This is a genomic window from Thermoanaerobacterium sp. PSU-2, assembly GCF_002102475.1.
GTDB lineage: Bacteria > Bacillota > Thermoanaerobacteria > Thermoanaerobacterales > Thermoanaerobacteraceae > Thermoanaerobacterium.
The window spans coordinates 192,239-203,931 of sequence record NZ_MSQD01000003.1 but is presented as its reverse complement, the minus strand read 5'-3'; the positions used below and the strand labels follow the sequence as shown (position 1 = coordinate 203,931).

Below are 11,693 nucleotides of genomic sequence, written 5' to 3'. Positions count from 1 at the left end.
TATACTAGAAAAATATAAAGCAGGAGAATTGCCGCAGTATTTTGTATGGGCATCTCTCATCATATTGGCAGGTATATTATATCCATACATTGTTAAACTTCTGTTAAAGGCAAAATCCTTATATAATAATTAGCAAAATGCATAGGAAAAAAGATCAATGAGAGAGAAAAATAAAAGGTGATATAAATGAAAAACATATTTAAACGCTATATATGCATAAAACAACACGACATAAAAGATTGTGATGCAGCATGTCTTGCAACAATATCAAAGCAATATGGCCTTAAAATACCTATATCAAAATACGAGAAGCTGCAGGAACGGATAAACAAGGGACAAGTGTATATGGCTTGATAAAAGCGGCTGAAAAGTTTGGGTTTACGGCAAAAGGAGTTAAAGCAAATAAACCGGAAGATATTTTTGATTTACGACAATTATTAGTATACTAAAGTATACTTTTTACAGAAAAATTTATTAAAAAAAATCAAAAACAGTATACTTTCGGACATTGAAAAAATGAACAATTTTGTATTATTATAAAAGAAATAAAGAAAACTTAAAAATGAAGAAGCATGGACATATAGTCAGTATGTAATTGTATGCTTTTTAAAAATTAAAACAGGGAAAATTTGCACTTAAAACAAACAATCGAAATAATTAGTGTAAAATTAAGATAAATTGAAATAACGGGAGATAATTCAAAAAAACAGATAAAAATAAAGTTTTTTTAAAGGTTGAACGTGTTTACCAATAGAGGTAAATTATTCTTATAGATGAAGAATTATCAGTCGAGTAAACTTTACCTAAACATATAGAATGGTCATAATTTCTAAGTTCATCAGTGCTGGTCATAATTTTTAGTTCCTATCTTGCAAAAAGATTTACCATGGTATTTTTAGACATAGATGAAAATCGCGCGGTTGTAGTACAAAAAAGGAAGGAGGGAAAAAGAATGGAAGTAGTATTACCAATGAATGGGTTTATGGAATTGACAGAAGAGGACTTGATGATGATTGATGGTGGAAAAGGCTTTTTGGATGGTGCTGGATTTTGGATTGGTTTAATAGATATGGCAATAGATTTTGGCAATGGGGTTGTTGATGGTTTTAAAGATGGATTAAATGCTTGGAAGTGAGAAAGAAAGATTTTTTGAGAGGAGGTATAAAATGGATAGCGAATTTAAAGTTTTAAATGAAACGGAATTAAGAGATGTTAGTGGTGGAGGCATACTATATTACATTGGGTATGCTGTTGGATATATAGGGGGAATGATATTTAATGCTCCTATCGATTATCCACCAGCTTCGATGGGCTCAGATACAGTTTGGGGTAGTGTTTTTAATCAAAATTAATAGTTTAGAAAATATCACAAGAGAAGGACATATTCCTTCGCTTGTGATATCTAAAATTCAGCTATTATTGCCGTTTTGCTGTGGATATTGGTACAGTATTTTTATTTTGGGCATCCTGTTAAAATTCTCAAACGCTGTATCAGTTTCCATAACTTTGCTTTTTAATATAAAATTTATAAATCAGATTGGTAGTATAGCTTATTTTTGAGAAAATGGAGCGAATTATATGAATAAAGATAATCAAATTTTTGAGAATATAATTATATATTTAGGAATATATTTTCTTTGTTCACTATTAATTGCGGGTATTTTGATAGTATTTATAGGTAATATAGATTTTAATATAATGACTTTGTTATCGTCAATATTAACAATAGTATGTTTATTTTTACTTTTTAAAAATAGAAATATAAGCTTATACAGATATTGTTCATTTAAAAAAATGAAGTTTAGTGAATTAATATTATTAATATTCATGGGCTTGATTTTTAATATGGTTTTAGAAATAATGAATATTACATTAAAGTTATATAAGTATTTTCCTGATTATTATAAGTACCAAGATTTTTATAACAAAATAGGAAATTATAAAGTGAATTTTCTAACAGTTTTTTTATCTGTTGTAATCATAGCACCAATAGTAGAAGAAATAATTTTTAGAGGTTTAATTTTTAATGAATTAAGAAAAGAATTATCAATTTATACAGCAATAATAATACAGTCAGCTATATTTGCTATAATTCATGGTTCATTATACCAAGGCTTTTATGCATTTTTACTAGGCATTTTTTTATCAGTTATGTATTATTTAACTGAATCAATTTGGGCTCCTATTATTATACATATATCTTCAAATTTAATTGGATTATTAGGAGGATTGTTTGATAATATAATTCATAATATGAATAAGATAGAATCAACATTTTATTTTTTTCTTGGCTGTATTTTATTAATTATAACAATTAAATTTTTTTATTCTCAAAGAAAAAAGTGCTATATGTAAAAATATGTTATTTAATAATGATTTATATAAGATGAAAATATATTATAAATTATCGAGGTAATAAAATATGTCAATCTTCACTCATTTCATGTGTATAAAACAACACGACATAAAAGATTGTGGTGCAGCATGTCTTGCAACGATATCAAAGCAATATGGCCTTAAAATACCTATATCAAAAATACGAGAAGCTGCAGGAACGGATAAACAAGGGACAAGTGTATATGGCTTGATAAAAGCAGCTGAAAAGCTTGGCTTTACGGCAAAAGGAATTAAAGCAAATAAACCCGAAGATATTTTTGATTTATGACAATTGTTAGTATACTAAAGTATACTTTTTACAGAAAAATTTATTAAAAAAATTAAAAAGAGTATACTTTCGGACATTGAAAAAATGAACAATTTTGTATTATTATCTATAGATGAGAAAATTAGCTTACATAAATTACCATAATAAACTTACATGAAAAAATTTAATAAAAAATAGAGACAAATGCTCGCTTTTATGGTATTAATATGTTGTTGCCACACTATAACAATATTAACCATAGGAGTGGAGCAAATGTCTCATAATAAAAGAATAACAGAAAATTCATCAATAATCCAGTACTTAATGAAATTAAATTTTGCATTATATTTTACTAAACCTGTTATTCACCATATTGTAGAATTTATAATTGCTGCCACTCAAAAGGGTTATAGTGGTACTGTTACTGATATAGTTAATTTAAGCTTTGCTAATTGCCATAGAACTACCTTTGGCAAATTCTTAAGTCAAGGTGTTTGGAATATAGAGTATGCATGGAGAGCTATAAGGCGGGAAGTTATTCGTATTATACTTGAATTATCACAAACTCGCAAAAAACCGATATTTGTGATTTTTGACGATACTATTGCTGAAAAAACTAAGCCTTCGTCACAGGCTAAACATTCTATCCAGGCAACAGGATTTCATCAATCACATTTAAAAGGAAAGCAAGTTTGGGGGCATCAGCTTCTTACCATGATGCTATCATGCGGCAAAATAGTATTGCCTTACTAAATCGAACGCTATGAAAAAGGTGGCAAAAGCAAAATCGAAAGAATATGTGAAATGGTATCTATGCTTCCAATACCTAAAGGACCAGCATATGGACTATGTGATTCATGGTATATAAACAAGAAAGTAATAGAAGCACATTTTGAAAGAGGATACCATCTCATATGAGCACTAAAGACTAATAGAATTATCTATCCACAAGGCATCAGAATTCAGATAAAAGACTTTGCCCAATATATTGAAAAGAACGAAGTTCACCTCGTTACAGTAAACGGTTCTAGTTACTGGGCATATCGCTATGAAGGAGCCTTAAATGGGATAGATAATGCTGTAGTTCTAATGTGCTGGCCTGAGAAAGCTTTTAAAAATCAGAAGGCTCTACATGCATTTATCTGTACTGATACTGAATTAGATACTGAGACTATTCTAAAATACTAGAGTCAGAGATGGCCTATAGAAATATTCTTTAGACAGACAAAGAATAATCTTGGACTAAATACGTATCAAGTACGCTCAACAAAATCAATAGATAGATTATTATGGCTTATATCATTGACATACCTGTATTGTACGACTTCGGGCGACGAATATTACAAATTTGGGCAGGGAATAAAAATGGTTCGTAAAGAAGTACAAAAGCAGCATGTTCAATGGCTATATGAACAAGCTGAAAACTGCGTACCTATTGATGAAATTTTAGAACAACTAAAATTAGCATAGGCAGAGTGTATCTATTTGATGGTAATATTTGTTATTAATTTTTCTCATCTATAGAAAAGAAATAAAGAAAACGTAAAAATGAAGAAGCATGAACATATAGTCAGTATGTAATTGTATTTTTTTTAAAATTAAAACAGGGAAAATTTGCACTTAAAACAAACAATGAAAATAACTAATGTAAAATTAAGATAAATTGAAATAACGGGAGATAATTCAAAAAAAAAAAAAAAACGGATGAAAATAAAGTTTTTTAAAGGTTGAACGTGTGTTTACCAATAGAGGTAAATTATTCTTATAGATGAAGAATTATCAGTTGAGTAAACTTTACCTAAACATATAAAATGGTCATAATTTCTAAGTCATCGTGTTGTTCATTATTTCTAATACTTATTTTGTAAAAAGATTTACCATGGTATTTAAAATATAGATGAAAATTGGCCGATTGTAGTCAAAAAGGAAAGGAGGGAAAGAGATGGAAGTAGTATTACAAATAAATGGATTTATGGAATTGACAGAAGAAAATGCGATGATGATTGATGGTGGCAATTTAAAAGCGGCTGCTGAAGATTATCTTACAGGTCTTGGCGGAGTAGCATTAGGTACAGGCGTTATAGGTTCATCACTTAAACAAAGCAGTATATTAAAAAAAGTTGGAGGGGTAGCAGGAGGTATTGGTGGTGTAGCGTTTGGAATTTATATGATGGGACATTCGGTTATAGACCTTTTTAAATAATTAAAAAGTGGGGGCTTATTTAATCCCCCCACTTTTTAAAAATTGTTAGAATTAAAGGAGTTATATTATTTATGATAAATTTAAACAACAAAAATTTTATTTTTAATATTATATTACTACTATTTGCTTTGTGTGTAGTAAATATTTATATATCTATTTTAAAGAAAGATGATTTATTTCCATTTATTATATCAATTTGGATACTTTTCTGTTCCTATATTTTACGATATAAACAAAAAAAAATTTTATCTGCAACAGCAGGTATAATTTATGTTGCTTTAATAACTGTAGCTCATCTTATATCATACGTGTTTCCGGAAATATTTGACGAATATTCTTTTATTAGTATAATATATATAACATTATTATGTGCTAGTTTGTTTTTTATTTTTTATGGTTTATATAAAGATTTTAAAAGTCGATAAAATATATTAATCTTGTTTTTATTTGAGCAAATTTCAATTTTAAATAGCTTGATGTTCCTAGTTTTTTGAGATACGAAAAAGGATGTTCACCTCCACAAATGTCGAATATATAAGCAATAATCCAATTTTAACAGAAGAGGTTGCGTATGCATATTTGACAAGAATGCTTATTTTTCCTTCGACAGGTATACAAAAGTTTAAAAGATTAAAAATTTTTACCATGAGGAGCAATAATAGAATTTGAGAAAATTTATCTTTCTTTATATAGATTTATGATTTTATAATAAAAACAAGACTAAATACTCGATGGAAAGTAAGACATTATGAACATATTTAAGTGCTATGTATGCATAAAACAACACGATATAAAAGATTGTGGTGCAGCATGTCTTGCAACAATATCAAAGCAATATGTACTTAAAATACCTATATCAAAAATACGAGAAGCTGCAGGAACGGATAAGCAAGAAACACGTACATACGGCTTGATAAAAGCAGCTGAAAAGCTTGGGTTTACGGCAAAAGGAGTTAAGTGCATTTGTCAAGTGAAAAATACTCCAAATTTCAATCGAATTTTCCTCCACTTAGTGTATAAAAAATTAAGCAATATTCTGACTCTTTATCCATTCCTCCGTTTCTTTAAGTCTATATGAATTTCCATTCATATTTACTAAATAGGCTTTATGCGTTAGTCTATCTACCATCGCTGCTGTCATCACTGGATCTTGAAATATTTCAGCCCACCTTTCAAATGATAAGTTTGTCGTTATTATCGTTGATTTTCTTCCTGCTCTTAATGATAAGTTTGTAAATAAAAGCTCAGATCCCTCTTTGTCAAAAGAGATATAGCCAAGTTCGTCTGCTATTACTAGGTCATATTTTGCAAATTTGTTTTCAAAAGTGTGTAATGTTTTCTCTGACCTACTTTCTTTTAATTGATTTATTAAAGTTGGAATTGTTGTAAATAGTACTCTATATCCTGCTAAACAAGCTTTTATGCCTAGTCCTATTGCTATATGCGTTTTGCCTGTGCCAGAATTACCTGCAAGTATTACATTTTGTCCATTTTTAATAAATTCAAGTGAACTTAGTACCTTTAATGTCTGTATAATGGGGTTAAATCCCTCAGCTTAAGCTGAAACCTTTAGGTCAACAAAATAAATAATCACTTCTAGTAAAAAATAAAACTAGAGGTGATAAATATGCAAAATTATAGAAAGTCGTCGCATGCTACATATGACCTAAAATATCATATAGTATGGATAACGAAATACAGAAAACCGGTATTGGTTGGAAAAATAGCAGAAAGAACAAGAGAACTAATAAGAATGGTATGTAAAAATAACGAAGTAGAAATATTATCAGGGCATGTATCAAAAGACCATATACATATACTAGTGTCAGCACCACCACATATGTCAGTAAGTAAGTTAGTGCAATATATAAAAGGATATAGTTCAAGAAAGTTACTAATGGAAAATAAGGAGCTTAACAAACAATTCTGGGGACAACATTTATGGGCACGAGGATATTTTGCAGCAAGTAGTGGTAATGTAACAGATGAAGTGATAATAGAGTATATACAAAATCAAGACATAGAAGAAAATCAAAAGAATGATAATTTTACTTTAGGCGAGTTTTAAGCTGCTTAAGCGGCATATCCAACCCACCTGCTTTAGCAGGTGGTGGTTGAGTTTATGTTTTAAGTGCATAATTTTAAAGTTAAATACTAAAACTTCGCACTTAAAAGTAGCTCTGTACTCTGATAATTCAATATTGTTTGGTTATAAAATAGCATGAGACCTCCATTTTGTATAATTGAATTATCCAAAAAACAAACCAACTGGAGGCTCATGTTATGAATAGTATTCTTAGATACAATAGCAAATAAACTATCGTTAATTTCGGAGCATCTGGGTCAATTATTTAATGCTTTTATGGCTACGATTCCAAAAAACTTAAGGAAAGCCTTTCTAAAGTGCATAATTGTGTAAATTACTATACTTTTTTTGGCAAAGTATTAAGTTTTCAAGAAATAGAATTAATTTATTTATGTGGGAAGATTTTAGTTATATATGTTAAAAAAGAGGTGAACTTCCGTTGTTTTATAAATATAGAAATTTCCTAAATAATTTTCTAAATAATACTTTATCAAAAAAAAATACAATAACAATTATATTTATAATAACTGCTCTGTTACTTTTGATAACAATTCAGCAATCATTGGCACTTGCCGTATTTATCTTTAATTTTATTGCATATATATTCTATATAAAAACATATAGCAAATTAATTTTAATATCATTGCTGATTAATTTTTATGTTTCAATAATAGACTTTTTTTATTATATAATTAGGTTTAACTTTATTGTATTCATTATTGTTTTAATTCCGTTGATATTGTTATTATTTTATTTTATTTTGAATTTAAAAAATTCATATAAGGAAAAATTTAGACCAAAAGATTATAAATGATATAATGCTGGTATGTAATTGTGGATACGAAAAATTTAACACAATAAATACATTACAAAAAGGTTATGTATATTCGACAGAAATGCTTATTTTTCTTTTATGATTTTATAACAAAAAACAAGATTAAACACTCGATAAAAGGTGAATATTATGAACATATTTAAGCGCTATGTATGCATAAAACAGCATGACATAAAAGATTGTGGTGCGGCATGTATTGCAATAATATCAAAGCAATATGGACTTAAAATACCTATATCGAAAATACGAGAAGCGGCAGGAACGGATAAACAAGGGACAAGTTCGTATATGGCTTGATAAAAGCGGTTGAAAAGCTTGTGTTTACGGCAAAAGGAGTTAAGGCAAATAAATCGGAAGATATTTTTAATTTATGGCAATTATTATTATACGAAAGTATACTTTTTGCAGAAAAATTTATTAAAAAAATCAAAAATAGTATACTTTCGGACATTGAAAAAATGAACAGCTTTGTATTATTATAAAGAAAATAAAGAAAACGTGAAAAGGACAGTATATGGATATATAGTCAGTATGTAATTGTATGATTTTTAAAACTTAAAAGAAGGAGAATTTGCACTTAAAACAAATAATAAAGACGATTAATGTAAAATTAAGATAAATTGAGAAAACGGGAGATAATTCAAAAAAAACAGATGAAAATAAAGTTTTTTAAAGGTTGAACGTGTCTATCAATAGAAGAATTATCAGTCGAGAAAACTTTACCTAAACATACAGAATGGTCATAATTTCTAAGTCATCAGTGCTGTTCATTATTTCTAATACTTATTTTGTAAAAAGATTTACCATGGTATTTTTAAAAACATAGATGAAAATCGCGCGATTGTAGTCAAAAAGGAAAGGAGGAGAAGAGGTGGAAGCTGTAATGCCAATGAATGGGTTTATGGAATTGATGGAAGAGGACTTGATGATGATTGACGGCGGAGTTAATTTGGATAGAGTTTTTGCAGGAACCGCTACATTTTTAGGTGCAACATTGGCAGTTGCTGCTATGAGTGAACCAATTGGTTGGGGTGTAGCTATAACATATTGGACACTAAGTGCAATTTCGGGTGCATATATAGGGTATGGTTTTGCAACAAAATAGTAATTGAATTTATAATGATTGTATACCCATCACAAAAAATATGTTTGTGATGGGTATACTCAATATCTTATATGATTAAAACTTTAATTTTTAATAAGTAGGGAGTGGAAAATGTGAATAAATTTGGAGGAATTTATTTTCCTTTAATAATTTCAATATCTACAACTTTATTGAATGTTCTTATGATCCTTCAAACAATTATTAGTAGAAAAAATTATGATATTTTTTCTAATGTTTTTGTGATTATAATTGTTATATTTTTGTATCTGATAAATTATAATGCGATAAGAATGAAAAATGAACGGAAGGTCAGGCTTGAATATTACGGTATACTTGCTTTATTTGCTGTATCTTTAATGAGATTTGTTAACAGATTTACAATTCTTCCGTTTTACATAAATATGACAAGCGTTATATTATTTGTAGGGTTTGGAATATTTGCTATTATTATAGCTGTAATTAGAATAATGAGGCGTTGATAATAAGTACAATATACTAAATAAGAATAAAATAAGCCTAAAAGTAAAGGGTGAGGAGACATTATGAATTTATTTAAGCGCTACATATGCATAAAACAGCATGACATAAAAGATTGTGGTGCGGCATGTATTGCAATAATATCAAAGCAATATGGACTTAAAATACCTATATCGAAAATACGAGAAGCGGCAGGAACGGATAAACAAGGGACAAGTTCGTATATGGCTTGATAAAAGCGGTTGAAAAGCTTGTGTTTACGGCAAAAGGAGTTAAGGCAAATAAATCGGAAGATATTTTTAATTTATGGCAATTATTATTATACGAAAGTATACTTTTTGCAGAAAAATTTATTAAAAAAATCAAAAATAGTATACTTTCGGACATTGAAAAAATGAACAGCTTTGTATTATTATAAAGAAAATAAAGAAAACGTGAAAAGGACAGTATATGGATATATAGTCAGTATGTAATTGTATGATTTTTAAAACTTAAAAGAAGGAGAATTTGCACTTAAAACAAATAATAAAGACGATTAATGTAAAATTAAGATAAATTGAGAAAACGGGAGATAATTCAAAAAAAACAGATGAAAATAAAGTTTTTTAAAGGTTGAACGTGTCTATCAATAGAAGAATTATCAGTCGAGTAAACTTTACCTAAACATACAGAATGGTCATAATTTCTAAGTCATCAGTGCTGTTCATTATTTCTAATACTTATTTTGTAAAAAGATTTACCATGGTATTTTTAAAAACATAGATGAAAATCGCGCGGTTGTAGTCAAAAAGGAGAGGAGGGAGAAAGAATGGAAGCAGTATTACCAATGAATGGATTTATGGAATTGACAGAAGATGACTTGATGATGATTGACGGTGGAGCCTGGTCATGGAAAGAATTTAGTAGAACTACACTTGCTGGAGCTGTTGGAGGTGGAATAACAGGAGCTTTTGGAGGAAGTATGACCTTACCAGTTATCGGTACAGTTTCAGGTGCAGTTGGAGGTGCAATAGTTGGAGGATTAGGTGGAGCTGTAGTTTACATTACCACTGGATGGTGGTAAATGTGTAATTGCATAATTATCGTGGTGAAGTTATTTTGCTTCACCACGATAATTATAAAAATGAGATTGGAGATGTGAATTATGATAAATTATATTATTATAATATGTATTACAATTTTAATTAATATAGCAATAAGCATATTTATAAATAAAAAAATATTAAGTATGTATAATAATAAAAATTTATCTATAGAATATGTTTTAGATAAATTTATAATTATGCAAGAATATTATCAATGGTTAGTAATGGTAATATCATTGTTTGCACTTGCATTTGCTATAGGAAAAATAATGCATTATATAAATATTCCCAAAAGTATGATTTTATCAAATATTGTTGTTTGGGGATTTATATTTTTCTTAGCAATATTAAATCAAATTATTTCACATAACACATATAAAAAATTGAGGAACCTTCAGCTAAGTTATTGGGATGATTTAAAAAGAGTGATAAGTTATTTATTAACAATATTTATTCCATATTTTATAATTGCTTTTTTCAGAATTAACTTGATAGATAAGTATAATATAGAAGGATTGTTACAATATGTTATATTTGTAATTATTATTTTACTTATAAATATTTTATATCCTCATATAATAAGGTTTTTAATAAAAGCAAAGCCATTAAGAGATACTGAATTAAAGAAGATATTAATAGATTTTTTGTCTAAATATGATATACATAGTTTAAAAATATATGAATGGCCTACTGTAAAAACTAAAGAAGCAAATGCATTAGTAGCTGGTATTGGTGGACGATATCTGTTTATCACAGATTATTTAATAAAAAATTTATCAGTTGACGAACTTAAAGCTGTAATTGCACATGAAATTGGACACTGGAAAAAGCGCCATCTTTTAAAAAGAATATTATTAATAATCTCTGTGTATTATTTATTTCTATATCCTACTGGTAATATATTGGATTATTTAGAAGTTTACAGACATATTAATATACCAATACCAATTGGAATTACTGTATTTATCTTAGTATTCTGGTTATGTATTTATTTGAGTCTTATAATTATTCGCTTTCAAGAATATTCTGCGGATGAGTATGTGATTAAAAGTGGAATTGATGTAAATACTTATATTTCTGCTTTATTAAAGCTTGCAAAGTTAAATAATAATATGATTAAATTAAGCAAATTAAGAGAAAAATTTCAAGACCATCCATCAATTGACAATCGTATAAAACATTTACGAAATGTATCAGATAAAATTAGAAGTAAGCTAGCTAACTTTGAACAATAAAGTTTTTGCCTTAGAGAGTATTT

At 28.2% G+C, this 11,693-nt stretch carries 14 protein-coding genes and 2 pseudogenes; 15 read left to right on the top strand and 1 reads right to left on the bottom strand.

Annotated elements, in window-relative coordinates; translation table 11 throughout:
* Nucleotides 1-186: 186 nt before the first annotated feature.
* The 8 genes and pseudogenes from BVF91_RS13595 (at nt 187) to BVF91_RS13645 (ending at nt 5,925) form a co-directional block, all read left to right on the top strand.
* Nucleotides 187-449, top strand: a pseudogene (locus tag BVF91_RS13595) (cysteine peptidase family C39 domain-containing protein).
* A gap of 503 nt (nt 450-952) precedes the next feature.
* The gene (locus BVF91_RS04145; protein WP_085112222.1) at nt 953-1,135 is read left to right on the top strand and encodes a lactococcin G-beta/enterocin 1071B family bacteriocin; all 183 of its coding nucleotides are present in this window, start codon (nt 953-955) and stop codon (nt 1,133-1,135) included.
* A gap of 31 nt (nt 1,136-1,166) precedes the next feature.
* Nucleotides 1,167-1,352, top strand: a complete 186-nt coding sequence (locus BVF91_RS04140) for a hypothetical protein (RefSeq protein ID WP_085112221.1) — start codon at nt 1,167-1,169, stop codon at nt 1,350-1,352.
* Between the two features lie 226 nt (nt 1,353-1,578).
* On the top strand, nt 1,579-2,355 hold the full coding sequence (locus BVF91_RS04135; protein ID WP_085112220.1) for a CPBP family intramembrane glutamic endopeptidase: 777 nt from the start codon (nt 1,579-1,581) through the stop codon (nt 2,353-2,355).
* A gap of 67 nt (nt 2,356-2,422) precedes the next feature.
* On the top strand, nt 2,423-2,665 hold the full coding sequence (locus BVF91_RS04130) for a cysteine peptidase family C39 domain-containing protein (protein WP_240495800.1): 243 nt from the start codon (nt 2,423-2,425) through the stop codon (nt 2,663-2,665).
* A 252-nt stretch (nt 2,666-2,917) separates the two neighbouring features.
* Nucleotides 2,918-4,114: pseudogene (locus tag BVF91_RS04125) on the top strand (IS701 family transposase).
* A gap of 472 nt (nt 4,115-4,586) precedes the next feature.
* On the top strand, nt 4,587-4,847 hold the full coding sequence (locus BVF91_RS04120; protein ID WP_085112219.1) for a hypothetical protein: 261 nt from the start codon (nt 4,587-4,589) through the stop codon (nt 4,845-4,847).
* A 748-nt stretch (nt 4,848-5,595) separates the two neighbouring features.
* Entirely contained in the window at nt 5,596-5,925 is a 330-nt protein-coding gene (locus tag BVF91_RS13645; protein WP_240495799.1) for a cysteine peptidase family C39 domain-containing protein, read from the top strand.
* On the opposite strand, the gene BVF91_RS04105 is transcribed toward BVF91_RS13645, so the two are convergent.
* Nucleotides 5,872-6,324: an ATP-binding protein gene (locus BVF91_RS04105; protein WP_276204892.1), complete on the bottom strand. Its 453-nt coding sequence runs from the start codon at nt 6,322-6,324 to the stop codon at nt 5,872-5,874. The genes BVF91_RS13645 and BVF91_RS04105 overlap by 54 nt on opposite strands.
* 150 nt (nt 6,325-6,474) lie before the next feature.
* On the opposite strand from BVF91_RS04105, the gene tnpA reads away from it, so the two are divergent.
* The 7 genes from tnpA to BVF91_RS04065 all read left to right on the top strand — a co-directional run bounded on the left by tnpA (nt 6,475) and on the right by BVF91_RS04065 (nt 11,670).
* Nucleotides 6,475-6,915: an IS200/IS605 family transposase gene (gene tnpA / locus BVF91_RS04100; RefSeq protein ID WP_085112217.1), complete on the top strand. Its 441-nt coding sequence runs from the start codon at nt 6,475-6,477 to the stop codon at nt 6,913-6,915.
* A gap of 982 nt (nt 6,916-7,897) precedes the next feature.
* Complete coding sequence (locus BVF91_RS04090; protein WP_206199016.1) at nt 7,898-8,065, top strand: cysteine peptidase family C39 domain-containing protein; 168 nt, start codon at nt 7,898-7,900, stop codon at nt 8,063-8,065.
* Nucleotides 8,066-8,639: 574 nt separating this feature from the next.
* The gene (locus BVF91_RS04085; RefSeq protein ID WP_206199015.1) at nt 8,640-8,873 is read left to right on the top strand and encodes a hypothetical protein; all 234 of its coding nucleotides are present in this window, start codon (nt 8,640-8,642) and stop codon (nt 8,871-8,873) included.
* 113 nt (nt 8,874-8,986) lie between these two features.
* Complete coding sequence (locus tag BVF91_RS04080; RefSeq protein WP_085112215.1) at nt 8,987-9,352, top strand: hypothetical protein; 366 nt, start codon at nt 8,987-8,989, stop codon at nt 9,350-9,352.
* A gap of 63 nt (nt 9,353-9,415) precedes the next feature.
* Nucleotides 9,416-9,583: a cysteine peptidase family C39 domain-containing protein gene (locus BVF91_RS04075; protein ID WP_206199014.1), complete on the top strand. Its 168-nt coding sequence runs from the start codon at nt 9,416-9,418 to the stop codon at nt 9,581-9,583.
* A gap of 575 nt (nt 9,584-10,158) precedes the next feature.
* A complete protein-coding gene (locus BVF91_RS04070) occupies nt 10,159-10,413 on the top strand; it encodes a Blp family class II bacteriocin (protein ID WP_206199013.1) in 255 nt (84 codons plus the stop codon).
* 81 nt (nt 10,414-10,494) lie between these two features.
* Entirely contained in the window at nt 10,495-11,670 is a 1,176-nt protein-coding gene (locus BVF91_RS04065) for a M48 family metalloprotease (protein ID WP_085112214.1), read from the top strand.
* Nucleotides 11,671-11,693: the final 23 nt, after the last annotated feature.

Excerpts from the sequence above, each read along its gene's own strand:
- BVF91_RS04145 (WP_085112222.1), top strand. The coding sequence starts at position 953 with ATGGAAGTAGTATTACCAATGAATGGGTTTATGGAATTGACAGAAGAG.
- BVF91_RS04140 (WP_085112221.1), top strand. The coding sequence starts at position 1,167 with ATGGATAGCGAATTTAAAGTTTTAAATGAAACGGAATTAAGAGATGTT.
- BVF91_RS04135 (WP_085112220.1), top strand. The coding sequence starts at position 1,579 with ATGAATAAAGATAATCAAATTTTTGAGAATATAATTATATATTTAGGA.
- BVF91_RS04130 (WP_240495800.1), top strand. The coding sequence starts at position 2,423 with ATGTCAATCTTCACTCATTTCATGTGTATAAAACAACACGACATAAAA.
- BVF91_RS04120 (WP_085112219.1), top strand. The coding sequence starts at position 4,587 with ATGGAAGTAGTATTACAAATAAATGGATTTATGGAATTGACAGAAGAA.
- BVF91_RS13645 (WP_240495799.1), top strand. The coding sequence starts at position 5,596 with ATGAACATATTTAAGTGCTATGTATGCATAAAACAACACGATATAAAA.
- tnpA (WP_085112217.1), top strand. The coding sequence starts at position 6,475 with ATGCAAAATTATAGAAAGTCGTCGCATGCTACATATGACCTAAAATAT.
- BVF91_RS04090 (WP_206199016.1), top strand. The coding sequence starts at position 7,898 with ATGAACATATTTAAGCGCTATGTATGCATAAAACAGCATGACATAAAA.
- BVF91_RS04075 (WP_206199014.1), top strand. The coding sequence starts at position 9,416 with ATGAATTTATTTAAGCGCTACATATGCATAAAACAGCATGACATAAAA.
- BVF91_RS04070 (WP_206199013.1), top strand. The coding sequence starts at position 10,159 with ATGGAAGCAGTATTACCAATGAATGGATTTATGGAATTGACAGAAGAT.
- BVF91_RS04065 (WP_085112214.1), top strand. The coding sequence starts at position 10,495 with ATGATAAATTATATTATTATAATATGTATTACAATTTTAATTAATATA.